Source organism: Cohnella sp. GCM10012308 (genome assembly GCF_042649185.1).
In the GTDB taxonomy this organism is placed as follows: domain Bacteria; phylum Bacillota; class Bacilli; order Paenibacillales; family Paenibacillaceae; genus Cohnella.
The window spans coordinates 107,967-133,981 of record NZ_JBHRYU010000023.1 but is presented as its reverse complement, the minus strand read 5'-3'; the positions used below and the strand labels follow the sequence as shown (position 1 = coordinate 133,981).

Genomic DNA, 26,015 nt, shown 5'->3' with positions numbered 1-26,015 from the left:
TTCCATCTCTTCACAATCCTCGTTTGGGTTTAACTACTAATTCTCGATGGGTATGCTTAAATCCCTTCTAGGTTAGAAAAAAAACAAAAAATCCCCCCGCCGAGGGGGGGAGCTAAGTAGTAACCACTTTTGCAGCTATTCTGTTTAAGAGGGCAGATACCGGCGAAATTAGATGTATATTTGCAGGCATTACGGCAATAAGCAGTGCGGGCGACGATCGGCGAGCAGAATGGACCATCGCATGCGGGAAATTAGTTGCAATAGCATTCTATATCGCGTATGATGCAATTAGTTGCAATAGCATTCTATATGAGGGGGAGAGAGGACTGAGCGAGCAAGAGAGGCCGGCTGGCGAAGGCGCGGCTGAATCGCACGGCCAGTATATATCGGCCATTTATCGTCACATGCAGGTCATGATCGCCGCCGAGTTGGCGCCATACCGCATCGGAAGCGGACAATACATTTTCCTGATGGCGATCGCGTCCGGGCGGTCCGTCACCCAGAAGGCGCTGAGCGAACGGCTGCTCGTCGACAAGACGACGACGGCCAAGGCGATCGCCAAGCTTGAAGCGGAAGGCTATGTACGGAGGGAGCCGGATCCCTCCGACAACCGGTATCAGCTGCTCGATCTGACGGAAGCGGGTCGGCAGGTCGTGCCCGAGGTGAGGGAAGCGCTGGCCCGCGTGAAGGCACGGACGCGGAAGGGGCTTTCGGACGAGGCCTACGATGAATTCCTCGGCTCCCTGAAGATCGTGCTCCGCAACTTAACCGAACTGGAGGAGAGGCCCGAATGATCGCGATCCCTTTTATCGTGGTGGATAATTGCAAGGATGAGATTCAATACTATCAGACGGTTTTCGGCGGCCAAATCGAGATTTTGCGCAAGCAGGGGGATGCGGTGCTTAACGCGGACCTGCATGCGGACGGCGCGATCCTGAAGTTTGCCGACTCCCAAGCGGCGAAGCCGGCGCAAAAGGGAGATTACGTTAGGGTATTTCTTAAAATCGAGACGGAGGATGCTTTTCGCGGCGTCTACGACAGGTTGGGGGACGAAGGTACGATCAATACCGCGGTTTATGAAGCGCCGTTTAACGGGCTTCTCGCCATCGTGACCGACCGGAACTGCGTGTGCTGGGTGCTGTCTTTTTATCGCGATTAAAAAAGTCGCTCGGGGACCAGCCAAGCTGCCACGAACAGAATTGCTCGGGGAAGCGGCTTGACGGTGCCGACCTATAGAACGTTTATCGTCTCGATCGCGAGCTCGGACTGATGGCGACCGTAGCTGCATCGAGGGCGACGTTCAGATCGGAAGTCTCGGCATGCACAAGTTTTCAAAGACAGCAATTCGTAAGAAACGCGGGAAGCGTGGTTATGATAGCTTGAAGGAGGCACTTCAAAAACGAATCGGGACGGTGGCGCAGCATGGGAGCATTGAAGCCGTATATCCAGTCGGAGGACGCCAGAACGCAGGCCGACTTTTACTTGCAGGCGCTTGGCGGCAAGCTGATGTCCGTGAGCACGCACGGCGAGCTGATGGGTGCGGAAAATGAATTTAAGGACAAGGTCATGCATATGTGCATTGAGGTAGCAGGGGAGAACTACATCTTTCTGGCGGATGCGATCGAGCCGGTCGGCTCCGGCGCAGCAGTCGCGCTGTCGATAAGTTATGCGTCGCAGGACGAAGCGCGCGAGGCATTCGAGAAGCTAGCCGAGAGCGGGCATATCAAGCATCCGATCGAGACGCAGCCATTTGGACTGTACTACGGCGAGCTGACGGACAGGTTCGGCATCCGGTGGATGATTACCGCAGGCTAGTTCTTAACTATATAAATAGTAGCGTCCGACTAAACGGCGAGGGAGCGGTGGATGATTTGATCAACCAGGTAGGGCAAATTATGGTGTACGTCGACGATCTGGACAAGGCGCGGAACTTCTGGACGGAAAAAGCGGGATTCCGCGTCGCTAACGAGGAAAACAACGGCGAAGGCATGCGGTGGATCGAGATCGCGCCTGCGGGCGGAGCGGAGACGACGATCGTGCTGCACGACAAGGCTTTCGTGGCCAAAATGTCGCCCGAGCTCAACCTCGGCACGCCTTCCCTCATGTTTTTCACGAGCGAGCTGGACAAGCTGTACGCCGACTACAAGAGCAAGGAAGTCACGGTCGGCGAGCTGGTTGAACTGCCCTTCGGCCGCGTATTCAACTTCGCCGACGACGAGGGCAACTACTTCGCCGTGATGGAGAAGAAGTAAAAGGAAACGGCAAACTTCGCATGACCGCGAACCGCCTGAGTGACGGGGCGGTTTTTGCGCTCCCTTCAGAGCCGCCACAGCCCCAGTTAACCGGAAAAACCGTCTAACTCGCTCCCTTCAGAGCCGCCACAGCCCCAGTTGACGCCCGCGACCGGCATCGCCTTCAACTGCTGCCTCGTCGTCGCGGTCCGGGGCGGATCCTAGTTTGTCCCAAGCACCTCTGCGATGATATGCTGGATACATATCTACTCGTACAAAGGAGCGATAATACGATGTATCAATCGATCGAGCAAGTCGTGAACGACTGGAACCAGGAAGCCGCGTTGACGCTTAAGGTACTTGAGGCGATGAGCGACGCTTCGCTGAAGCAGGCCGTATCGGAGACTCGCCATAGAACGCTCGGCGATATCGCCTGGCATGTGGCGAGCGCGCCGGTCGGCATTTTTGGCAGCGCCGGGCTTCAGATCGCCGGTCCGGACTTCAAACGCCCGGTTCCCGCGAGCGCTGCGGAGCTTGCCGACGCCTATCGCAGCATGAGCGTCGCCGTGGCCGACGCGATCAAGGCGCAGTGGACGGACGCGCGACTGGCCGATAGCCTGCTCCTGTTCGGCGCGATGAACATGACGTATACCGGCGTTGTAACTCTGGTCGTGCGCCATCAGATTCACCACCGCGGACAGATGACGATTCTCATGCGTCAAGCGGACGTGGTGCCTCCGGGCGTATACGGCCCCAACGAGGAAGAAGGCGCCGCGATGAGAGCCGCACGCGGCCAGTAATTCACCGCAGCCCAACGAAATGACGGAGACCTCGGCAGAGGCTCCGTTTTTTATTGCCGTTTATTTGGCGCAGGAGGAGTAAGGGGGCCGTCCTTCGGCGGTCGCTTCCACCTTTTCCAATGCGAGGGAACGGGACCGCTTCGGTTTCCGCGAACGCGCGGCCATGATACAATAGGGAGATGTGAAAGCGTTTGTATCCCGTATCATTCCGTACCGATCGCCGCATTTCGAAAGGGGCGCACCACTTGCAGCAAAGCTGGTTTCGACGACTGCTGTTGTCTTACTTCCCCATTTTTCTGATCACCATCACGATCATCGTGTTTCTCTCTTTTCTGATGGTCAACGAAATCTCCCGCAAAGAAACCGCTAAGGCGGACGCCGTATCCACCCGGTTCATCATGGAAAACCTGGAGCGGTCCGTTAACGATATCGAGATGAGCGTACTCAAGGAAATGGAGACGAACTTGAGTTACTCCACTTACCTGAACCGATCGTCCGACGACGATCAGTCGCTTATATATACGCTGGCGCCTCGCCTTCGCGCGCTCAACGAGAACAGCGAGCTGATCCAGTCCGTCTACCTGTACCGGGAAGTCGACAAGACCGTCCTGACGGAGCGGGGGAGGAGCGAGCTGTCCCTCTTCCCCGACCGCGCTTTTGTCGAGGAGGCGCTGCAGAAGCCGGAGTATCGGGGCTGGTCCAAGGTGCGGAGCTTGCGGGAAGTCGGCAGCACGAACCCGACGCGGGTCATCTCCATGTACAAGCATCTGCCGCTTCCGTTCGGCAGCCAAGGACTGCTGGTCATCAACGTCAGCATGTATCCGCTGGAGCAAGTCGTGAACGCGATGACCAACGCCAGCATCTCCTTTATGATCATTAATGACGATTCGGGCAATCTAATCTATGAAGCGCACAAGGCAGAAGGCGTCGGGGGCTCCTCTTCGGGCGGCAAAGTGCTGACCAAGCTCCACTCGGACCGGGTGGGCTGGGAGTTCGAGAGCGGCATCCATACGGGCCAGCTGTACGCGTGGGTATCGGTCATTTCCTACGTGTGGATCGGGATCGGCATTCTCACCGTGCTGCTTGCCATCGTCTATATCGTGTACATCACGCGCAAAAACTATCGCCCGATCCAGCTGGTCATGAACCGTCTGCAGACCATTCAACTGCGCAACGACGCGCCGCCGTCCAAAAAGGACGAGCTGGCCATGATCGACAACGCCTTGACCAGCCTGATCTCCCGGTCCATGGACTACGAGAAGCAGTACCACGAGAATCTGGTCCTGCAGCGCAGCCAGCTGTTCGTCGATCTCATCGGCGGCCACCAGCTCGGCGCGGACCTGGACGACAAGATGCGCAAGCTGAGCCCGCTGCCTCCCGTTTCGGAGACGGATCGCTACGCGATCATGCTCGCCGAGATCGACGAGTACGCAGGCTTCCAGAGCATGTATTCGGTCAAGGATCAGAACGTGCTGAAGTTTGCGCTGATGAACGTATTCGAGGAGCTCGCCAAGGGCGAGAACCTGCACAGCTGGGCAGAGTGGATCGGCGGAGATCGCGTCGCCGTCTTGATCGCCTTGCCCGAAGGAGAAGCCGGCAAGACGACGGAGGATCTGCGCGCGATCGCGGATCAGTGCCGGGATTGGGTCGAAGACAAGCTGCGCATCTCGCTCAGCTTCGGGATCGGTCTGGCGGTCGGACGGCTCGCGGATGTCGAGCATTCGTTCCGGGCGGCGACCGAGGCGCTCCGGCACAAGCTGTCACTCGGACAGGGCACCATACTGTTCGGCGAAGAGATGTCGAGCGGCGATCTGAGCCCGGTACTGCCATACCTGGGGACGATTGCGGAACTGGTCAAGGATTTCCGGCTGAACAACGAGGCTTGGCGGGAAGGCCTGCAGGACATGTTCGAGCGCTTCCGCAAGGACAAGCTCAAGGACGACGGCATCCGCTCACTGCTGCAGACGATGCTGCGGATGCTGGGACACGAGCTGGACGCCTTCTCCGACGAACTGAGATCCCGTTTTTCCGGAGACAATGAGGAAGGCTGGCAGCGCATTCTGGGCGAAGCAAGGTCGCTTGAGGAGCTGGAGACCCGGATCGGCGAATTTCTGAGCGAGACCTATCGCTCCTACGTCGTCGTCAGCAAGACGAATACGTACCGCGCGATGATTACCGAGATGAAGAGTTATATCGAGGAGCATTTTTCCGATCCCGATCTGTCTCTCAAGCACTTAAGCGACCGCTTCCAGATCTCCGGGAAGTACGCGAGCTATTTGTTCAAAATGGAGTTCGATATGAAGTTCGTCGATTTTCTCGTGCATCTGCGGATGGAACGGGCGGAGAAGCTGCTGCTCGAGACGAAGCTGCCGATACAGGATATCGCCCTGCAGATCGGCTATGCCAACTCGATCACGTTCGGCCGCGTCTTCAAGCGGACCTACGGCGTCGCTCCTGGCGATTACCGCAAGCTGAAGCTGCGCTCGCCGTCCGAATAGACGCAAACCCGCAGTGCGATAAGGAATTTCGGCGGTTGTTCCGTTAAAGTTTAGTTCGGGAATTCGGTTTATTCCGTTGCGTTTTGGTTACGAAATGGGTGCGCATGTCCGCATGGGGGCGCACTCGTTTCGTTTTTTTTATTCAGTAGCGTCCGATCGCTTCGGTGCCGTACATGGAAACGAATGACGGTCCGGGCGGTAAAAACGAGGTGTTCAGCGGGATCTTGCGGACGATTGGAATCCGGTTTAGTTCGGGAAAACAGTCGGGTACGCCCGCATTCTCGCTCCGGAATTGCCGTAACATAGCCGCTGGGCGGCTCCGGGGCAGGGCCGGAATTTAGTTTATTGTCCCTTTGCCCGAAGTGAAGGCATACTGGGGACATCCCGATCGAAGCGCTTTCAAGTGGCGGAGCACGCAGCGTTCCAGGCGACTCCCACAGACGGCGGCGAACTGGGCGAACCTATTCAAAAGATAAGGGGTTGTGACAATGGCACCAAAGATGACGAAGACAGCAAGCCTGTCGCTGGCAGCCGTACTCGCAAGCATGAGCCTGCTGAGCGCATGTTCATCCAATTCGAACTCGGACGCAGGGAACGCCGCAGCAAGCAGCGGAGCATCGGCTTCGGCAGGCACCGCATCCTCGCCCGCCGCTTCGGGCAAGCAAGTCACGCTGAAGGTCGAGATCTTCGACCGCGGCAATGCGCCAAGTCCTTATACGATCACGGACAACTACCTGAGCAAGTACATCCAAGATAACTTCGGCACGCCGAACAATATAAAGGTGGAGTTCGTGCCGGTGCCTCGCTCCGAGGAGATCAAGAAGCTGAACGTACTCATGGCGAGCGGCAGCGACGTGCCTGACATCGTGTTCACGTACGATTCCGGAACCTTCAACCGGTACGCGGAGCAGGGCGGCCTGACGGACCTGACGGACGTATTGAATCAGTACGGCTCGAACCTCAAGACGCTGCTCGGCGAAGATACGTTAAAGTACGGTCAATATGAAGGCAAGCAATTCGCCGTATCGGGCAAACGGTCGATTCTCGGCAAATATTCCGGCTTCATTCGCACGGACTGGCTCGACAAGCTCGGCCTCAAGGAACCGACAACGACAGATGAACTTTACAACGTGCTGAAGGCGTTCAAGGAGAAGGATCCGGGCAGCACGGGCGGCAAGGTGATTCCGTACGGCATGACGATCGCTCCGGGACAATACGATCCGCTCATCTGGTCGTTTATCCAGCCGCTCACCGAAGAGCAGCAGTACACGCTGACGCAGAAGCTCGGCTCCAACGACTATCCGACGCTGCTGCCAGGCTTCAAGGACGCCCTGCAATTTTATAACAAGCTGTACAATGAAGGTCTCATCAGCAAGGACTTCGGACTCGACGAGGACAAGAAACAGATGGTCCAGGACGTCCAGAACGGCATTGTCGGCTACTTCACGGACGATTACCCGAACCTGTACTACGCAAACGGCACTTACGCCAATCTGCAAAAGACGGTACAGGGCGCCAAGATCGATCCGGTCGACGCGCTCACGAATTCCGAAGGCAAGCACGCGAAGCCGGAATACGCGCCGAACGCGATGTACATCATGGTGCCAAAGTCGAGCGAGCACGCGGCCGAAGCAATCAAGTACCTGGATTGGATGAGCCAGACCGACAACATGGTCGCGCTGCAAAACGGCGTCGAAGGCGAGAACTACACGATGCAGGACGGCATTCCGGTCGTCAAGGCGGATGCGCCGCAGAACGTGCTTGACCGCCTCTTCACCTCCGGCGATACCGCGATCCTCGCCAACGGCAAATTTGCCGGCGACGACGAGAAGAACAAGCAAGCGTTCGTTGCGGGCTTCCCGCAAGAGTATCAAGCGGACGTTCGCAAGGCGCTGGACATTTCGGTAGCCGACACGATTAAGCCGATTCTGTTCGACAAGCCGATCGAAGCCGAAGGCAAGTACGGCACGGCGCTGCAAGACAAGTACGACGAGATGATCGTCAAGGCCGCGACGGCCAAGCCGGACAAGTTCGAGAGCGCGTACGAAGCTGCGCTTAAGGATTACATGCAAAGCGGCGGCCAGGCGATTCTCGACGAACGCACCAAGGCTTACCAAGAGATGAAGTCCAAATAAGGACCAGAGCAAAGCGGGAGAAAAGGCGGCCGCGAGGCCGCCCTTTCATACCCTGCGAGCAGGGAGAGGAGTGACAAGATGAGAGGGACCACGTACTTTCGCCGCTATTGGCAGTTATACGCATTGCTAGCCCTGCCTCTCGCCTATTTCGTCATTTTCAAGTACGGCCCCATGTGGGGCGTTCAAATCGCATTTAAGGATTTTAACTTTTTCCAGGGCATTAACGGCAGCAAGTGGATCGGTTTTGAAGCTTTCCGCGAGGTGTTCCATTCCCAAGATTTTTTCAAGACGCTTCGCAATACCCTCATGCTCAACATCCTGGACCTGATCGTTTCGTTCCCGGCACCGCTGATTCTGGCGATTATGCTGTTCGAGGTCAAGTTCCAGTGGTTCAAGCGTCTGTCCCAAACGGTTTTGTACATTCCCCACTTTATCTCCTGGGTTATCATAGGCGGCATCGTGTACCAAGTGTTCGGCACGCAATCCGGCATGATCAACAACTTCATCACTTCGCTCGGCTTCGAGCCGATCCCGTTCCTGACGGACAAAAACCACTGGCTGCTCACGTATCTGGCGACGGGCGTGTGGCAGAGCGCGGGATGGGGCACGATTCTGTACCTGGCCGCACTCACCGGCATCAACCGCGACCTGTTCGAAGCGGCCGAAGTGGACGGCGCCGGACGGTTCAAGCGCATCTGGCATATCACGCTGCCGGGGCTCAAGACGACGATCGCCACGCTGCTGATTATTAACCTCGGCAATATCATCGCGATCGGCTTCGACCGCCCGTTCGTCATCGGCAACAAGATGGTTATGGATTACTCCGACGTGCTCAGCACCTACGTTTACCGAACGGGCCTCGAGTCCGGCCAGTATACGCTGGCGACGGTCGTCGGCCTGTTTCAGGCGGTGGTCGGCCTCATATTCGTACTGGGCGCCAACTTCGCATCCAAAAAACTGACGGAAGAAAGCATTCTGTAGTCATCCGCCGAGAGGAGTGGTTAACGGTGAGCGAACGTACGTCCAATCGGATATTCGATACGGTCAACGTCCTGTTAATTTCATTTATTGTGTTGATCTGCCTGGCACCCTTCTTCCATATCATTGCGATCTCTCTCAGCTCCAACCGCGCGGTCACGTCAGGCGCAGTCACGCTGTGGCCCGTCGAGTTTGACCTGCACGCCTATCGCAGCGTCCTTTCGGATGTGTCCATGATTCACTCGCTCGGCTTCACAGTATTTCTAACGATTCTCTCCACCGTGCTGTGCATGGCGATGACGATCGCGGCGGCTTATCCGCTGACGCATACGAAGCTGAAGGGCCGCAAGATCTTCATGATGATCATCGTGATCACGATGTTTTTCAGCGGCGGCATCATCCCGGAATACATTCTGGTCAAGGACTTGCACCTGCTCAATACGGTATGGGCGCTCGTGCTGCCGGGTTTAGTCAGCCCTTTTTATCTGATTATTCTGATATCTTTCTTTAACGGCATCCCGAAAAGTTTGGTCGAAGCCGCCGAGATCGACGGATCCACGCAGCTGGGCACCTTGATTCGCGTCATTTTGCCGCTCTCGCTGCCCGTCATCGCGACGCTCAGCCTGTTCTATGCCGTCGGCCGGTGGAACGGCTTCCAGGATACGCTCCTGTATATCACCAAGACAGAGCTCTATCCGCTGCAGCTCAAGCTGTACCAGCTCGTACAGAACAACATGGTATCGGACCTGACGGCGAACGAAGGGCCTGGCACCGTCCGCGCGACGCCGGAGAGCCTGAAGGCGGCGAGCGTCATATTCGCCACCGTCCCGATTCTGATCGTCTACCCGTGGATGCAGCGCTACTTCGTCAGCGGCGTCATGCTTGGAGCGGTCAAGGGATGAGCGGCCTGGACAAGACTGCGGACCATGCACACGATAAAGCCGGCTATTCTTTCTCGACGTGCTGGAACATCAAGCGCCATGCGCGCGGCAGCGACATGATCGAGGAGATCCGCGAGCTCGGCTTCCGGCAGGTCGAACTGAACTACAATGTGACCGATGAGCTGCTGAAAACGATCGAACCGATGATCGAGCGCGGCGAGATCGGGGTGTCGAGCGTGCACAACACGTTCCCGCATGTCGCGGACCCCGACTACGGCACGGACTCGGTGCTGCTCGGCTTCGAGGACGAAGAAAAACGCCGCAGGGCGGTCGAGCTGCTCGTCCGCTCGGCCGAATATGCGCACCGGTACGGCGCGAAGGCCGTCGTCGTGCATCCCGGCGAGGTGCCTTTCCCCTTCGATATCAGCCGCAAGCTGCAGGAGATCTACCGCGAGCAAGGACGGGACGCCGAGGCTTACCGGACCTTGTGGGACGAGATGCTGGAGCGGCGGCAAGCGCTGGCCGGCGGGTATCTCGCGCGCATCCGCGACAGTCTGGAGCAGGCGTCCGAGACGTTGGCCGCGAGAGGCTACGATCTGATCCTCGGCATCGAGACGCGCTCGCGCTGCAATCAGATCCCGACGCTCGCCGAAGCCAGATGGCTGATCGATCAGCTGAAGGGCTCGCCCGTCAAGCTCTGGTTCGATATCGGGCACGGGATGATGATGGAGCGCATGGGGCTGTACGACAACGCCGCGGAGCTGCCGGGCCTGATCGGCGACATCGGCGGTCTGCACATTCACGAGACGATCGGACTGTCCGATCATTGGTGCCCGTACGTCCACAGCGGCGACGACGCGACGTTCGACCTGTTTCTCGAGGCGATCGACCGCGTCCCGCTTAAGGTATACGAGCTAAAAGCGGCCTGCGAGCCGGAGGCGATTCACCGCAGTCATGCGATACTGCAACAAAAGCTGTCGGCGCGAAAAGGGGCTCCCGATTCGAAGCCGGCGGCGGACGGAGGGATTCAAGCGTGAATAGCGTCTATCGGAACGTGTTCGAGATCAACGACAATTGGGTGCAAGAGGGCATGGACCGCCAGGACCTGGATGAAAAAAGCCGCAGCTACGGCGGCATCTTGAGCGCCGAGTACGGCCTCGCTTCGCCCAACCACTCCACCGGGACGCCCATGACGATGGCCATCTGGGCGGCTTCGCTCTGCAATCCCGTCTCTCCCTTCTTCCGGAACGAAGAGCTGGCGGGCAGATTCGCGCTCGCAGCCCGCTATATGACAGGCGCGCAGCACGAGGACGGCACGATCTCGCCGGGCTGGACCAACTTCCACTCGCCGCCGGATACGGCGTTTGTCGTCGTCGGCTATGCGCAGGTGTACCAGCTGCTCGCGCAGGAGGACTGGGAGCCGCTTCGCGCGGCCACGGCCGACGTCCGCCTGTTCCTCGAGCGGACGATTCCGGCGCTCGTCACGGGCGGCGTTCACACGCCGAACCATCGCTGGGTTATCGGCGCGGCGCTCGGCTTCCTGCATGAGCTGTTCGGCGCGCCGGAGACGCTGCGCCGCGCGGAGCAGTGGATCGCGGAGGGCATGGACATCACGCCGGACGGCGAATGGACCGAGCGGAGCAACGGCATCTACAACGCCGTGAGCGACATCATGCTCGTCCACGCGGCCCGTCTGCTCGGGAAGCCCGAGCTGCTCGCGCCCGTGCGGGCCAACCTGCGCATGATGCTCTATCTCGTTCATCCGAACGGCGACGTCGTGACGGATTACTCCGGCCGACAGGATTTCGGACATCAGCATGATCTGTCCTCCTATTATCTGCCTTACGCCATGATGGCACATCTCGACGGAGACGCCGAGTTCCAGGCGGCCGCCGATCTCGCCTACGGACAGCTGCGGCATCCCGGCAGCTGTCCGACGAACGCCGCGGTCCGGCTGCTGCTCGATCCGTCGCTGCAGACGCAGGCCGTGCAGCCGGCAGCGCTGCCGACCGCTTACCGCAAGCTGCTTCACGCGGACTTCCCGCGCCGGCAATATCTTGCGGCGATGGAGGACGCGGGGCATCACGGCCGGATCTATCACAGCCGCCTGCACCCCGACTTCGGCGCCGCCGTCGCCCGGGTGCGCAACGGGGACGAGAGCGTCACGATCAGCTCGGAGACGCCTTCCTTCTTCGCCTTGCGGCATGGCGCCGCGCGGCTGCTCGGCGTCCAGGTCGCGACCTACTTCTCGCCGGGCTTCGTCCCGATGAACAGCCTGGCCGAAGCGGAAGGCGGATATCGCCTGGCCGGAGAGCAGTTGAAAGGCTACTACGGACCGGTGGCTGCAGAGCACCTGCCGGCGACGGCGGGCGAGGCGACCAGCCCGTGGTACCTGCTGCCTCACCATGTGCGCGAGGAGACGCATGTGCAGCGGCTTCGCGTCGAAGTCGACGTGCTGGAGACGGCGGACGGCTGGGAGCTCGTCATTCGCTCCGGCGAGCCGGAGGAAGCGATGGCGCAGATCTCCGTCATTCTGGCCGCGGACGGCGAGCTGTCCGGCGGCGAGCTGGCGCCTGCGGGAGCGGGCAAGCAGTTCTGGAAATCCGGAACCGTACGATACGAGGCAGGCGGGGACGCGCTGGAACTGAGCGGCGGCGCCTTCGGGCACCGGGCCGGGTTCGTGCGCGAGGCGAACCTGCCGACCGACTGCCAGACGCTGCTGTTGAACGTCGTCACGCCGTTCGAGACGCGGATCCGCATCCGGACCTTGCCGCGTACGGAAGCTTGATTTCTATTTGCATAATGAGCCTGGAGTGATCATCCATGACCGAATATATCGAACGCCGCGAGAGTATCGGCTACTGGCTGGGCGAAGACGCCGCCGGCATCCTCGGCACGGTGGCCGGGCGCTACCTGGGCGCGAATCCAGAGATTCCCTTCGCGCTTCGCGCATTCTCGGCAGACGGCATTCTCCAGACCGAAGAAGGCTATTACGACTTCGATCTGGCAAGGCGGCTGCCGGAAGCGCGGCACGGAGAGGTCGCATATGCCTGCGGACTTGTGTGGAGCGACGACGAGCGCTCGCTGGACGCGGGGATCATGCCCTTCAGTCCGGTTCGTTTTTATCTGAACGAAACGCTGCTGTACCGCTCCGGCGCGGTCGACGAGATGAAGCCGGACGCCAAGGCGGTCGTCCCGCTCCTGCTGCGCAAGGGCTGGAACGCGCTGCTGCTGGAGATGCGCAAGACGGAAGCGGGCTTCGGCTGCCGCTTCGGCGCGGAGGAAGGCAAGGTGCGCATCCTTCAGGTGCTGGCGCCGTTCGCCGAGCGCCGGGAATCTGCTGGCTGGGCATACTCCGGCGCGCTGGCTCAGGCTTTGTACGGCGAAGGGCTCGGGTTCCCCGACTTCGGCGGCAAGGAAGCGGACACCGGCATGGGCTGGATGCCTTTGCGCGAGTGGTCGGCCGGCGCGCTGGGCAGGCCGAACTTCGAGCGGATTTACGGCGTGCAGCAGGGAGCGGCATCGGGGTATGCCTGGAGCCGGCTGCCAGTGACGGCCCGTGGCGCGCGCAGCTCCTGGCGGGGATGGGCGTATGGACCGCTGACCGTCTGGCTGGACGGGCAGCCGATCATCGAGCTGAACGAGGCGGGCGCGTTCAAGCGCGAGCTGCCGCTGGCGTTCGCGGACGGCCATGTGCTGGTCCGCGCGGAGACGGGCGAGCACGGCTGGGGCTTCGAGCTGGCCGTGTCCGCGGAGTCGAGCGGTCCGGTACGCTTTGAGATGCCGGTACCGGTACATGGCGTAGACTCGGCCGGCGGGTGGCTCTACGCGGGACCGCTGCCGGCCGAGCACGATGAGGCGCCAGCCGCCGTGCAATCGGTCAAGCGGCTGTTCAAGCTGGCCGACGGCGCGGAGGCGGCGGGGGCTCGCGGCATGGCCGGCTGGTCGCTGGACGGTCCGGGCCTCAGGCTGCGGCCGTATTACGAGAACGCGATGCTGAGCAACCGCTGGACGGTAGGCGCCGCGACCAACTTCGCCCGCTGGGACTATCCGCTCGGCGTGACGATGTACGGTCTGCTGCAGACCGCCCGCGAGCTGGACCGTCCCGAGATCGCGGACTATGCGCGCGCGCATATCGACAGCTGCACCGACTGGTACGCGTATTCCCTCTGGGATAAGGCCGCGTACGGCTTCCCGTCGGTCAACCACCAGCTCGTGCTGATGAAGATGCTGGACAACTGCGGCTCGTTCGGCTCGGCGATGTTGGAGGCGTATCCGCCCGAAGGCAACGCGGACTACCTGGCCATCGCGGACGTCATCGCGGACTTTATCGCGAACCGGCTGGAGCGGCGCGACGACGGCGCGTATTACCGCCTGTGCGTCGGCGAATACTCGGCCGACACGATGTGGGCGGACGATCTGTACATGAGCGCGCCTTTCCTGAGCCGCTACGCGGGAATTACCGGGAATCGGCAGTACCTGGACGATGCGGCAAGCCAGTTCCTGCATTACCGGCGGTATCTGTACATGGAAGACCGGGGCGTCATGAGCCATGTGTACGACTTTAAGTACGGCAAGGCGACGCGCATCCCGTGGGGCAGAGGCAACGGCTGGACGCTGTTCTCGCTGTCGGAGCTGCTGGAGCGGCTGCCTCTGGCGCATGCGGACCGGCCGGCGCTGCTCGCCTTCTTCTGCGAGCTGTGCGCGGGCATCGCGGCGCAGCAGGGCGAGTCCGGCCTGTGGCGGCAGGTGCTGACCGATCCGGACGCGTACGAGGAAGCCTCCTGCACGGCGATGTTCGCCTACGCCTTCGCGCGGGGCGTCCGGTTCGGATGGCTGGAGGATGCCGCACGCTATACCGACGCCGCGCTGCGCGGCTGGCGGGGGCTCGCCGACAAGGCGATCGACCGCCAGGGCAACGTGCACGGCGTGTGCAGCGGCTCGCGCTACTCTTTTACCGGGGATTATTACAAATACGATCTGCTCACCGTCGTCAACGACAACCATGGGACAGGCATCATGATGCTGGCGGGCGTGGAGATCTGCCGTCTTGCGACATTCCTGCGCGAACGGGATTCGTCGGGGACGTCTGCGGCTGTGCAGACCGGCACCGGCGCGTGAACGACAGGCCCGGCTACTGACCGGCAAGAGAACGGCAAGCGGCAAGTGAACGGCGGGCGGCAATTGATCAGCGATCGGCCGAGAGGAGAGAACGAATTGACCATACGATTAACGATGGCCCAGGCGCTGTTAAAGTTTCTGGACAACCAATATATATCGGCAGACGGCGTAGAGACCAAGTTCGTGCAGGGCGTGATGGGCATCTTCGGCCACGGCAACGTGACCGGCATCGGCGAGGCGCTCGAGCGCAGCGCGGGCGAGCTCGTCTACGTGCAGGGCAAAAACGAGCAGGGCATGGTTCACGCAGCCGCCGCTTACGCGAAGCAGAAGAACCGCAGGCAGATCTGGGCGTGCACGTCGTCCATCGGCCCGGGCGCGCTCAATATGGTGACGGCGGCGGCGACCGCCACCGTCAACCGGATTCCGGTGCTGCTGCTGCCCGGCGACAACTTCGCCGGCCGCCAGCCCGATCCGGTGCTGCAGCAGCTGGAGGTAGCGTCCGATTACAACATCTCCGCGGCGGACGCCTTCAAGCCGGTCAGCCGTTATTGGGACCGGATCGTCCGGCCCGAGCAGCTGATGGCGGCGGCGCTGCAGGCGATGCGCGTGCTGACCGATCCCGCCGAGACGGGCGCGGTGACGCTGGCGCTGCCGCAGGACGTCCAGGCCGAGGCGTACGACTATCCGGACGCATTTTTTGCCAGGCGCGTACATGTCGTCGACCGCCGTCCGCCGTCGGCTGCCGCAGTGGAGCGGGCGACCGCGCTGATCGCGGCAGCCAAGCGGCCGCTCGTCATCGCCGGCGGCGGCGTGCTGTACGCGGACGCGACGGCCGAGCTGGCCGCGTTCGCGGAGCGCTTCGGCATCCCCGTGGCGGAGACGCAGGCGGGCAAGAGCGCGCTGTCTTGGGATCATCCGCTTAACCTGGGCGCGATCGGCGTCACCGGCTCGCTCGCGGCGAACCGCGTTGCGGCCGAGGCCGATCTGATCATCGGCATCGGCACGCGGTACTCCGACTTCACGACGGCGTCCAAGCGGGCGTTCAGGGGCGAAGACGTGAAGTTCGTAAACCTGAACGTGCAGGCCGCGGATGCGGCGAAGCTGGAAGGGACGGCGCTTGTTGCCGACGCGAAGGCGGGGCTTGCAGCTCTGCAAGCTGCATTGGATGCCGCCGGCTATCGCAGCGCGTACGCCGAGGGCGAGCTGGCAGCGCTCAAAGCGGAATGGGACCGCGAGGTCGATCGACTGTACGCGGCCGAGCATCCGGACGGCTTGTCCCAGACGCGGGCGCTCGGCGTCATCCAGGAGACGATCGATCCGACGTCGGTCGTCGTCTGCGCGGCGGGCAGTCTGCCGGGAGACCTGCATCGCCTGTGGCGACCGGCGCAGCCCAAGACGTATCACATGGAATACGGCTTTTCCTGCATGGGCTACGAAGTCGCGGGCGCGTTCGGCGCCGCGCTGGCCGAGCCCGAGCGCGAAGTGTACGCGTTCGTGGGCGACGGCAGCTACCTGATGATGCATTCGGAGCTGATCACGAGCCTGCAGGAAGGACGCAAGATGACGATTCTTCTTTTCGACAACCATGGCTTCCAATGCATTCACAACCTGCAGCGCGCGAACGGCAGCGACGGCTTCGGCAACGAATTCCGTTATCGCAGCGCAGACACGGGCCGCCTGACCGGCGCGCCGCTGCCGATCGACTTCGCCACGCACGCCCGCAGCCTGGGGGCTGCCGCTTACACCGCGCGGACGCCGGAAGAGCTCCGCGAGGCGCTGGCGCAGGCCAAGCGGGAGACGACGACCACGCTGATCGAGATTCCGGTCGTGCCCGGCACGAACACGGACGGCTACGAATCGTGGTGGCGCGTCGAGGTGCCGGAGGTGTCCGTCTCTGCCAAGGTCGGCGCGGCGCAGCGGGAGATGGCGGCGAGGACCGCGGAAGCGAAGCCTTACTGATAAACGAAAAGCGAATAAGCGAAGCTTTATTAAATATAGAGGAAGAGGTGAGCCGCATGGCCGATCGGCCGTTTAAGCTAGGCATCCACCCGATCAACTGGGTGGGCGAGGACGTAGCGGAGCACGGCGCGGATACGACCTTCGAGACCATCGTGGACGATATCGCGTCCCTCGGCCTGAAGGGAACGGAGATGGGGCGCAAGTTTCCCAAGGATCCGGCCGTGCTGAAGCGGGAGCTCGATGCCCGCGGCGTCCGGCTCGTGTCCCAATGGAAGTCCGTGTTGTTCTCCGATCCGGACTATCTCGAGCGGGAGCTCGAAGATTACCGCCGCCACGCGGCGTTTCTGGCCGAGTTCGGCAGCACGGTCATCAGCACGGCCGAAGTCGGAGGCTCCCTGCACTTCGATCCCCGGCGCTCGGCGAGAGAGAAGACGGTGCTGCGGCTGGACGAGGCGGGCTGGGAGAGTCTTGCAAAAGGGATGGACGCAGCCGGCGAGATCGCTAGAAGCTTCGGCATGAAGCTCGCGTACCATCACCACGGCGGCACGGTCGTCGAGCAGCCGGAGGAGATCGACGAGCTGCTCCGCCGGACCGATCCCGCGCTTGTCCATTTGCTGTACGATACGGGCCATGCCTTTTACGGCGGCTCCGATCCGCTGGCGCTGCTGCGCAAGCATTACGACAGAGTCGCTTATATCCATCTGAAGGATATCCGGCCGAAGGTACTCGCCGAAGCCAGGACGGAAGGCGCAGACTTCGTCACCTGCATCCGCAAAGGCGTGTTCACCGTCCCCGGCGACGGCTGCATCGACTTCGAGCCGATCGTGCGCGAGCTGCTGGCGCGCGGCTATGACGGCTGGGCGATGCTGGAGGGCGAGCAGGACCCGGCGCTTCACCAGCCCCGCGAATATGCGCACAGGGCGATCGTTTATCTCGATACGATGCTGGACCGGGTTCAAGGGACAGCCGGCACAAGGGAGGCGTAAGCGATGGGAATCATCGATTTTAACGCGGCAAAAAAGCTCGACTTCGCGGCCATCGGCCGCCTGTGCATCGACTTGAACGCCAATGAGATTAACCGGCCGATGGAAGAGACGCTCACGTTCACCAAATACGTTGGCGGCTCTCCAGCCAATATCTGCATCGGCATGTCCCGGCTCGGCCTCGGTACGGGCTTCATCGGCAAGGTGGCGAACGACCAGATGGGCCGATTTATTACGCAGTATCTCTCCAAAGAAGGCATCGACGCGTCGAGCGTGTCGATCGACCGCACCGGCGCGACGACGGGGCTGGCCTTCACCGAGATCAAGAGCCCGACCGATTGCAGCATCCTGATGTACCGCGACAACGCCGCAGACCTGCTGCTGGCGCCGGACGAAGTCAGCGAGGCGCTCGTCGCGGACGCCAAGATGCTGCTGATCTCCGGGACGGCGCTCGCGGCCAGTCCGTCGCGGGAAGCGGTGTTCCTCGCGCTCGACTATGCGAAGCGTCACGGCGCGGTCATCACGTTCGACCTCGACTATCGTCCTTATACGTGGCGGTCGGAGCAGGAGACGGCCGTTTACTACAATCTTGCCGCCGAGAAATGCGACATCCTCCTCGGCACGCGCGAGGAATTCGACATGATGGAGCGGTTCGAGCGCAATCCGGACCGCGACGACCGCGTCACGGCATCCAAGTGGTTCGACTACAGCGCACGGATCGTCGTCATCAAGCACGGCAAGGAAGGCTCCGTCGCCTATACGAAGGACGGAGCGGCGCACACCGCCCGGAGCTTCCCTGCGAAGGTCGTCAAGACGTTCGGCGCCGGCGACTCGTATGCGGCAGGCTTCCTGTACGGACTGCTGCAAGGCTGGGAGGTCGAGCGCTGCATGGAATTCGGCAGCGCGGCGGCTTGTATCGTGATCTCCAGCCACAGCTGCTCGGACGCGATGCCGACAGCAGGCGCCGTCCACGACTATATCGAGCGGTGCAACCGCGGGGAGATTACCGCAAACAGCCGATGAACGACAACGAAGCGCCGGGCTCGATCGATAGGCGAGGCGGCGCTTGAAGATATCAGAACTGAAACAGGAAGGGGCATGCCAGTCATGACGAATCACATCGCAGCCGAAGCCCGTACGCTGAGTAACCTGATCGGAGGCAAGCAGGTTCCGTCGGCTTCCGGCAAGCTGGAGCCGGTCTACAATCCGGCCACCGAGGAGGTTATCGCGTACGTACCTCTATCCGCCAAGGAGGACGTGGACACGGCGGTGCGCGCGGCCGCGGAGGCCGGACGCGCCTGGGCCAAGACGGCGGTGCCGCGCCGCGCGCGGATTCTGTTCAAGTATCAGCAGCTGCTCGTCGAGCACTGGGAGGAGCTGGCCAGGCTCATCACTTTGGAAAACGGCAAGAGCTATACGGAAGCTTACGGCGAGGTGCAGCGCGGGATCGAGTGCGTAGAGTTCGCGGCCGGCGCGCCGACGCTAATGATGGGCAAGCAGCTGCCCGACATCGCGACCAACCTCGAATCGGGCATGTACCGTTATCCGGTCGGCGTCGCGGCGGGGATTACGCCTTTCAATTTCCCGATGATGGTGCCTTGCTGGATGTTCCCGCTCGCAATCGCTTGCGGCAACGCATTCGTGCTCAAGCCTTCGGAGCGCACGCCGCTTCTGGCGCAGCGGCTCGCCGAGCTGTTCGAGGAGGCGGGACTGCCGCCGGGCGTGCTGAATCTCGTGCACGGGGCGCATGACGCGGTCAACGGCATCCTCGAGCATCCGGGCATCGCGGCCGTCTCGTTCGTCGGCTCGCAGCCGGTCGCCGAGTACGTGTACAAGACCGCTTCGGCGCACGGCAAGCGCGTCCAGGCGCTCGCCGGCGCCAAAAACCACAGCATCGTCATGCCGGACGCCGACCTCGACGCGGCGGTCACGCAGATCGTCGCCGCCGCCTTCGGATCAGCGGGCGAGCGCTGCATGGCCTGCTCCGTCGTCGTGGCGGTCGGCGACGTCGGCGACGCGCTGGTGGAGAAGCTGAAGCAGGCGGCCGACGCGATCTCGATCGGCAACGGCATGGACGAGGGCGTATTCCTCGGCCCGGTCATCCGAGATTCGCACAAAGCGCGGACGCTCGGCTATATCGAAGCCGGCGAGCAGGAAGGCGCGAAGCTCGTGCGCGACGGGCGCCAGGACGCGGCAGCCGACGGCAAGGGATATTTCGTCGGACCGACGATTTTCGACGATGTCGCCTGCGAGATGAAGATCTGGCGAGACGAGATTTTCGCGCCGGTGCTGGCCGTCATGCGCGCCGCCACGCTGGACGAGGCGATCGAGATCGCGAACCGCTCAGAGTTCGCGAACGGCGCCTGCCTGTTCACGGACAGCGGCAGCGCCGTGCGTCAATTCCGCGAGACGATCGACGCCGGCATGCTCGGCATCAATCTGGGCGTGCCCGCGCCGATGGCGTTTTTCCCGTTCTCGGGCTGGAAGAAGTCGTTCTACGGCGATCTTCACGCCAACGGTACGGACGGCGCCGAGTTCTATACGCGTAAAAAAATGGTCACGGCGCGGTGGTAAGCCATTTCGGCAGGGGAGGAACCTACGTTGAATAATAGCTCGAAAACGATCGGCATCGGCGTCATCGGCGCCGGCCGCATCGGCAAGATCCATGCGGACAATCTGCTGCGCATGCCCGGCGTCACGGTCGCGGCGATCGCGGACCCGTTCGCGGGCGAAGCGCTCGCCGCATGGGCTGCGGAACGCGGCATCGCACGGGTAACGTCCGATGCGAGCGAGCTTCTGACGGACCCCGCCATTGAAGCTGTCGTCATCTGCTCGCCGACCGACACCCACGTCCCGCTGATCGTGGCAGCGGCCGCGAACGATAAGGCGATTTTCTGCGAAAAACCGATCAGCATGAGCGTCGAAGGCACGCGAGAGGCGCTGCGGGCGGTCGCGGCTGCGGGCGTGAGTCTGCAGATCGGCTTCAACCGGCGATTCGACCATAACTTCCGCCGCGTGAAGGAGATCGTGGGCGAGGGCCGCGTCGGCGAACCTCACCTGATCAAGATCACCTCCCGCGATCCGAGCCCGCCGCCGATCGAGTACGTTAAAGTTTCCGGCGGACTGTTCATGGACATGGCGATCCACGACTTCGACATCGCCCGCTTTCTCTCCGGCAGCGAGGTCGAGGAAGTATTCGCGCAGGGCGCGGTGCTGGTGGATCCGTCTATCGGCGAAGCCGGCGATATCGATACGGCGATCACGACGCTGAAGTTCGCCAGCGGGGCCCTCGGCGTTATCGACAACAGCCGGCGTGCCGTCTACGGTTACGACCAGCGGGTCGAGGTGTTCGGCTCCGGCGGCAGCGTGTCGATCGGCAACGACTATCCGAATACGGCGGTCGTAAGCGGAATCGATGCGATCACGCGGGACAAGCCGCTGCACTTCTTCCTCGAGCGGTACATGGAAGCGTACCGGGACGAGATGCGCCAATTCGTCGACAGCGTGCGTCACGGTCAGCCTGTGCCGGTGAGCGGCCAGGATGGTTTGCAGGCGGAGCTGATCGCCGTGGCGGCGAAGCGTTCGCTCGAGACGGGACGTCCGGTCAAGCTCGCGGAGCTCGCCGAGGCCGCCGTCGATTCTGCTGCGGTTCCGGCCGTCGAGGCATAAGAGAGGAGGAGAACGGATGGGCGTATCCCAATTAATCGTACCTTCGCGCGCCGTCCCCGACGAGCGGGGCTGCGTGTTGTCCGTCACGCCGGAGAGCGCCGGATGGACATATGTCGGCTTTGAGGTGTTCCGTCTTCAGGCCGGTCACAAGCTCGGACGGGAGACCGGCGCTCAGGAGGCCGCGCTTGTGCTGCTGTCCGGCCGCGCGAACGTGAGCGCCGGCGGACAGACGTGGCAAGACATCGGCAAGCGTATGAGCGTATTCGAGCAGACGCCTCCCTACACGGTATATGTGCCGTCGGGCGACCAATGGTCGTTTGAGGCGCTGACCGACGTGGAGCTGGCGGTATGCCTGGCGCCCGGCCGGGGCGGCCATGCGGCGCGGCTGATCGCGCCGGACCGCGTCGGCGTCGAGCATCGGGGGAGCGGCAGCATGTCGCGCCTTGTGCACAACATTCTTCCGGAGAGCGAGCCGGCGGACAGCCTGCTCGTCGTCGAGGTATTCACGCCGGCCGGACACTGGTCGAGCTATCCGCCGCACAAGCACGATCAAGACGACCTGCCGAACGAGTCGCTGCTGGAGGAAACTTATTACTTCCGCGTGCAGCCCGAGCAAGGCTTCGCGGTGCAGCGCGTCTACACCGACGACCGTTCCCTCGACGAGACGCTCGCGGTCAAGGACCGCGAAGCGGTGCTCGTGCCCCGCGGCTACCACCCCGTATCCGCGCCGCCGGGCTACGACCTTTACTACCTGAACGTCATGGCCGGCCCGACGCGCGCGTGGCGTTTTCACAACGACCCCGACCACGCCTGGCTGATGCGCTGACGCACATAAACTATATAACTGCCAGACTGCAACCGCGCCGATCCGGCGCGGTTTCTTTTTTTCTGGAGCAGAACGACATTTCCCCCAAATAAGCATAATCGCAGACTGTGGCGGAGGCCGGCAGGCTGGAGCAAGGCGATAAGTGTTAAAAAGCATTTATTTTTGTTCAGCCGCGCCTGATGGGCCTATTAATGGCTAAAGAGCAGTTAATCTCTCTCGTTTCGCTCGGTTGCGGCGTTCAGGGAGCAATTAACTGCTCTTCAACACTTATTTCTGTTTGATCGGGCAAGTCTTGCGTTATAAATGCCTTTTGGCAGCTATCTCGGCGGGGGAGGGGGGGATGTGCCGTGAATCGGCGGAACGGAGTTGAGGCTGATGAACCTGCTGGGCAACGAAGTACGGCTGGCGCTGCTGCTGCTGCTGCCGCTCGGCATCGCGCTGCCCCGTCCCATTTTCGACGACACGCTCCCCGCTTATTCTCCCCCGCCGCTCCGCATCGCCTGTTTCGGAATAACGACCCGCATGCACGTTCCTCTGCCAACCTCGCTATCGATCAGCAGTCCGTATTCGGCGCCGAATACGAGCTTGATTCTCTCATCCACGTTTTTCAGACCGTAGCCGGCGGTAGGCTTGGTCAGCAGCTCGCCCAACAGGCGCGGTTCGATCCCGGGCCCGTTGTCGCGAACGCTGAATTCGATCGTGTCCTCGCCGACGCGCAGGCTGATTTCCAGCAAGCCTTTGCCGTCCGTCTTTTTGTTGATGCCATGCTTGACCGCATTTTCAATGAGCGGCTGCAGGATCAGATTGATGGTGCCGTACCCGTAGCCGGTCTCGTCCAGGTCGCAGATCACGTCGAAGCGGTGGCCGCTGGTCATGAGCACGATGTCCACGTAGGACTTCATGTTCTCGATCTCGTCGCGCACGGAGATCATGTTATCCCCGCGATTAAGCGCCGTCCGGTAAAACTTGGAGAGGCTGGTGACCATCCGGCTGAGCTCGAGATCGTCGCTTTTCACGGCTTTCCAATTTATGAAGCTGAGCGTGTTGTAAAGAAAATGCGGCGTAATCTGCGATTTCAACGCGCTCAGCTCTGCTTCCTTCTGTTTGATCTTGTTTTTGTAGCCTTCGTTGATCAGCTCATTGATCCGCTGCAGCATGTTGCCGAACCGGCGCGTCAGCTCGCCGATCTCGTCCATCGACGTGCTCTTGATTCTCAGCTCGAGCTCTCCTTCTTCGACGCGCCGCATCCAGTTGTTCAGCTTGTAGATCTGCCGGATCATCGATTTGGCGAACACCGCGATGATCACGATCAGAAAAAGCAAGCAAAGTCCCGCGACGATAAGCGTAGCCCGGACGATGCTGCCCGAATGCTGGGCCAGGTTGCGATAGGGAACGAGGCAATACAGCAGCCAGTCGGTCGCGGCGACGGGCTGCTTGATCAGGATCATATCGGCCCCGCCGATTTTCAGATGACCCTCCGGTCTGTTCACGATGCCGGCGAGCGTGCGCGTCATCTGTTCGTCCATGGTCTGATTGGCGTAGACCGTCGCTCCCGAGACATCCACGAGGAATACCAACTGGTCCTTCATCGCGTCTGGCAGGCTTGCGAACAAATTGCGATTGTTCACGCGGATGTAGAGGACATTGTCGTCGCCCGCGCTTCCTGCCGCGCCGTCCGCATTGCCGGCCGGGCGCAGCTTGGGGAAGCGGCTCGCGAGGAACAGCTGGTTCGGGTCGTGGAACCACTGCGGCCGATTGCCGTTCCGCAGCTCTGCATACCATGGCAGGCCTTCAATGCGTTCGATCCGATTGATGTAGTCGCCGTACTCGGGCATCTGATTCTCGGTGTAGATGGTGAGCTGCAGCGTGTCCTTGTTCAGGTTAAGCAGCATGTTCAAATACGGGTTCAGAAACTCCGTCAAGTCATCGTACAAATTGAACAGGTCCAGGTAACGTTTGGACAGAATCTTTTGAATGATATCGTTGTAAAGCACCAGGCTGGCCATCGTTTCGTACCGGTCCATGTTGGCGCGGATGCTTTCCGCGAAGATGCCCGCGCTGCTGCGGAAGTCGTCCATCGCCTGGTTGTTCAGGAAATGCTTCGACTGGTTATAGGAATACGTCCCAAGAAACAAAATGGGGATCAAGCTGATAAACAAGTAGGATAGCACGAGCTTCTGCCTGAACCTCAGCCGATTGACCGCATGCCGGATTGCGGCGATCATGCCCGGCCTTCCTCCCGGATTTGCGTGGGCGTTTTGCCGTAATAGTTTTTGAGCAGCGAGCAAAAATACGGATAGTTGGCATAGCCCACTTCGGCGCCGATCTCGACGATTTTGCGGTTGGTTTCTCGTAGCAGCTGTCTAGCCTTCTCCAGCCGGTGCATCGTCAAATACTTGATCAGGCTCACGCCGGTCTGCTTGGCAAACAAGTGGCTTAAGTAGCTCGGCGTCAGATAGACGCGTTCGGCGATCGTGTCGACCGACAAGTCGGTATGATATTCCCGCCCGATGATCTGAATGACCTCGTCCACGACTTTATGATTGGCTTCCGTCGGAACTGCTTGATCTGTACGGGCGCCGCATTCCCTGAACAGGTCGAGCATCAATTGCCGCAGCTCCTTCAGCGCGGCCGTGCGGAAGATCGCTTCGAGCGTGCGCCGGAAGTAGTCGGAATCTCCTTTACGCATCGTCTGGAGGAGCGGGCGAATAATTTCGGAGCAGATGTACTTGACGTAGATCACCGAGAAATGTCCGCCGTTCTTCAAATCGTCGAACAGCTTGACGAAGCGGACCTGGGCGACGTCCCACTCCTTGCGCGACAAGCACTGGGAAATATCCGCGATCGCCCGCTCCGCAATCGCGGACGATTGCAGCTGCGGTTGGGGGGCGTCGACGAACAAGACGAAGCCTTCCTCGTAGAAAAACTTGTTTTCGAGCATGGTCTCCAATTTGCGGTATTCGGCTCGCATCTGCGCGACATCATGAAACGAGCCGCTGCACACGATGCTCAGCTCCTTGCCGTATTGCCGCTTGAACCAGCGCAGCAAGTCTTCGCACATCCGCTCCAGCGAGCGCTCCGTCTCCGCAGCGTGCGCTTCCATGAGGACAAGTGCCTGATATTCGTTCAAAACCATGACGGAGCCTTCGCATGCCAGCCGATCGCCCACCAGCGCTTCGAATCCGGCATCGACCGTATCGAAAAAACGCAGTCGCGTATCCAGCATCAAGAAGCGGTACGAGCGATCTTCGGAAACGCCGGGGCCGGCGAACAAGCGGTGCAATCGCAGCAGCTCGCCGTTGACGTCTTCCTCGGATGAAGCTTCGTTTTCCCTCTCGCTCATGAGGTCGGCAAGCAGCGTGATTTTCTCCGACTGAATGCCGCGGCGGTACACTTGCTGAAGCCGGGATTGCCGTTCCGACTCCCGCCGTTCCTCCGCGCACAGATCGATCGCTTTTTGAAGCGTCTCCATGAAGCTCTCGACTTCGACGGGCTTCAGCACGTATTGAACGGCCTGCAGGTCGATCGCTTGCTGCGCATATTCGAATTGTCCGTAGGCGCTCAGAATGACGATTTTGACATGCGGCTGCAGGTCCCGCGCTTGCCTTGCCAGCTGCAGGCCGTCCATTCCGTGCATCCGGATGTCGGTCAGCAGAATATCGACGGCGTGCGTCTTCATATACGCAAGCGCTTCTTCGCCGCTCTCCGCTTCGGCGATCGATAGATCCAGACCGAACTTGCGAATGAGAAAGACGACGCCGTCACGCTCGAAGGGCTCATCGTCGACGATCAGGATGCGGAACATAGCCAGCCTTCTTTCCGTTGCAGGTTAGCGTAAGCGCTTTAATCGATTATTGCTTACCTGGAGAAAAGGCGTCAAGCGGTATGCGGCAGCGTCGGCCAACAACGAAAAAAACTGAAACGAATCGAAGAA

Annotated in this window: 21 protein-coding genes; 18 read left to right on the top strand and 3 right to left on the bottom strand. The window is 61.0% G+C overall.

Going from position 1 to position 26,015, the window contains the following annotated elements:
* Positions 1-404 precede the first annotated feature (404 nt).
* The 6 genes from ACFOTD_RS22455 to ACFOTD_RS22430 all read left to right on the top strand — a co-directional run bounded on the left by ACFOTD_RS22455 (position 405) and on the right by ACFOTD_RS22430 (position 5,529).
* The gene (locus ACFOTD_RS22455) at positions 405-794 is read left to right on the top strand and encodes a MarR family winged helix-turn-helix transcriptional regulator (protein ID WP_378122172.1); all 390 of its coding nucleotides are present in this window, start codon (positions 405-407) and stop codon (positions 792-794) included.
* Complete coding sequence (locus ACFOTD_RS22450; protein WP_378122171.1) at positions 791-1,159, top strand: VOC family protein; 369 nt, start codon at positions 791-793, stop codon at positions 1,157-1,159. Before ACFOTD_RS22455 ends, ACFOTD_RS22450 begins: the two co-directional genes overlap by 4 nt.
* Before the next feature lie 263 nt (positions 1,160-1,422).
* On the top strand, positions 1,423-1,815 hold the full coding sequence (locus tag ACFOTD_RS22445) for a VOC family protein (RefSeq protein WP_378122170.1): 393 nt from the start codon (positions 1,423-1,425) through the stop codon (positions 1,813-1,815).
* Positions 1,816-1,871: 56 nt separating this feature from the next.
* Positions 1,872-2,252: a VOC family protein gene (locus ACFOTD_RS22440; RefSeq protein WP_378122169.1), complete on the top strand. Its 381-nt coding sequence runs from the start codon at positions 1,872-1,874 to the stop codon at positions 2,250-2,252.
* Between the two features lie 272 nt (positions 2,253-2,524).
* Positions 2,525-3,031, top strand: coding sequence for a DinB family protein (locus ACFOTD_RS22435; protein WP_378122168.1), 507 nt, complete (start codon positions 2,525-2,527; stop codon positions 3,029-3,031).
* A 245-nt stretch (positions 3,032-3,276) separates the two neighbouring features.
* Complete coding sequence (locus ACFOTD_RS22430; protein ID WP_378122167.1) at positions 3,277-5,529, top strand: helix-turn-helix domain-containing protein; 2,253 nt, start codon at positions 3,277-3,279, stop codon at positions 5,527-5,529.
* Between the two features lie 142 nt (positions 5,530-5,671).
* Here ACFOTD_RS22430 and ACFOTD_RS22425 read toward each other — a convergent pair whose 3' ends face one another.
* Positions 5,672-5,833: a hypothetical protein gene (locus ACFOTD_RS22425; RefSeq protein ID WP_378122166.1), complete on the bottom strand. Its 162-nt coding sequence runs from the start codon at positions 5,831-5,833 to the stop codon at positions 5,672-5,674.
* Between the two features lie 184 nt (positions 5,834-6,017).
* Here ACFOTD_RS22425 and ACFOTD_RS22420 point away from each other — a divergent pair, with 184 nt between their 5' ends.
* From ACFOTD_RS22420 to iolB, 12 genes are all read left to right on the top strand, one after another.
* A complete protein-coding gene (locus ACFOTD_RS22420) occupies positions 6,018-7,664 on the top strand; it encodes an extracellular solute-binding protein (RefSeq protein WP_378122165.1) in 1,647 nt (548 codons plus the stop codon).
* A 78-nt stretch (positions 7,665-7,742) separates the two neighbouring features.
* The gene (locus tag ACFOTD_RS22415) at positions 7,743-8,645 is read left to right on the top strand and encodes an ABC transporter permease (RefSeq protein WP_378122164.1); all 903 of its coding nucleotides are present in this window, start codon (positions 7,743-7,745) and stop codon (positions 8,643-8,645) included.
* Positions 8,646-8,671: 26 nt separating this feature from the next.
* The gene (locus tag ACFOTD_RS22410) at positions 8,672-9,544 is read left to right on the top strand and encodes a carbohydrate ABC transporter permease (protein WP_378122163.1); all 873 of its coding nucleotides are present in this window, start codon (positions 8,672-8,674) and stop codon (positions 9,542-9,544) included.
* Positions 9,541-10,560 (top strand): sugar phosphate isomerase/epimerase family protein, encoded by a 1,020-nt coding sequence (locus ACFOTD_RS22405; RefSeq protein ID WP_378122162.1) that lies wholly within the window; start codon positions 9,541-9,543, stop codon positions 10,558-10,560. The genes ACFOTD_RS22410 and ACFOTD_RS22405 overlap by 4 nt, the downstream gene beginning before the upstream one ends.
* A complete protein-coding gene (locus ACFOTD_RS22400; protein WP_378122161.1) occupies positions 10,557-12,311 on the top strand; it encodes a hypothetical protein in 1,755 nt (584 codons plus the stop codon). Before ACFOTD_RS22405 ends, ACFOTD_RS22400 begins: the two co-directional genes overlap by 4 nt.
* A 35-nt stretch (positions 12,312-12,346) precedes the next feature.
* Positions 12,347-14,644: a glycoside hydrolase family 88/105 protein gene (locus ACFOTD_RS22395; RefSeq protein WP_378122160.1), complete on the top strand. Its 2,298-nt coding sequence runs from the start codon at positions 12,347-12,349 to the stop codon at positions 14,642-14,644.
* 114 nt (positions 14,645-14,758) lie between these two features.
* Positions 14,759-16,603, top strand: coding sequence for a 3D-(3,5/4)-trihydroxycyclohexane-1,2-dione acylhydrolase (decyclizing) (iolD, locus tag ACFOTD_RS22390; protein ID WP_378122176.1), 1,845 nt, complete (start codon positions 14,759-14,761; stop codon positions 16,601-16,603).
* Positions 16,604-16,659: 56 nt separating this feature from the next.
* Positions 16,660-17,589: a myo-inosose-2 dehydratase gene (gene iolE, locus ACFOTD_RS22385; protein WP_378122159.1), complete on the top strand. Its 930-nt coding sequence runs from the start codon at positions 16,660-16,662 to the stop codon at positions 17,587-17,589.
* 3 nt (positions 17,590-17,592) lie between these two features.
* Positions 17,593-18,609, top strand: a complete 1,017-nt coding sequence (gene iolC, locus ACFOTD_RS22380; protein WP_378122158.1) for a 5-dehydro-2-deoxygluconokinase — start codon at positions 17,593-17,595, stop codon at positions 18,607-18,609.
* 84 nt (positions 18,610-18,693) lie between these two features.
* The gene (locus ACFOTD_RS22375; protein ID WP_378122157.1) at positions 18,694-20,160 is read left to right on the top strand and encodes a CoA-acylating methylmalonate-semialdehyde dehydrogenase; all 1,467 of its coding nucleotides are present in this window, start codon (positions 18,694-18,696) and stop codon (positions 20,158-20,160) included.
* A gap of 27 nt (positions 20,161-20,187) precedes the next feature.
* On the top strand, positions 20,188-21,255 hold the full coding sequence (gene iolG / locus ACFOTD_RS22370) for an inositol 2-dehydrogenase (RefSeq protein ID WP_378122156.1): 1,068 nt from the start codon (positions 20,188-20,190) through the stop codon (positions 21,253-21,255).
* Positions 21,256-21,271: 16 nt separating this feature from the next.
* Positions 21,272-22,081 carry a 5-deoxy-glucuronate isomerase gene (gene iolB / locus ACFOTD_RS22365; RefSeq protein WP_378122155.1) on the top strand — a complete coding sequence of 270 codons (810 nt, stop codon included), beginning with the start codon at positions 21,272-21,274 and terminating at the stop codon, positions 22,079-22,081.
* Between the two features lie 473 nt (positions 22,082-22,554).
* Here the strand turns inward: iolB and ACFOTD_RS22360 are convergent, their stop codons facing one another.
* A complete protein-coding gene (locus tag ACFOTD_RS22360; protein ID WP_378122154.1) occupies positions 22,555-24,306 on the bottom strand; it encodes a sensor histidine kinase in 1,752 nt (583 codons plus the stop codon).
* On the bottom strand, positions 24,303-25,886 hold the full coding sequence (locus tag ACFOTD_RS22355; protein WP_378122153.1) for a response regulator: 1,584 nt from the start codon (positions 25,884-25,886) through the stop codon (positions 24,303-24,305). The genes ACFOTD_RS22360 and ACFOTD_RS22355 overlap by 4 nt, the downstream gene beginning before the upstream one ends.
* Positions 25,887-26,015: the final 129 nt, after the last annotated feature.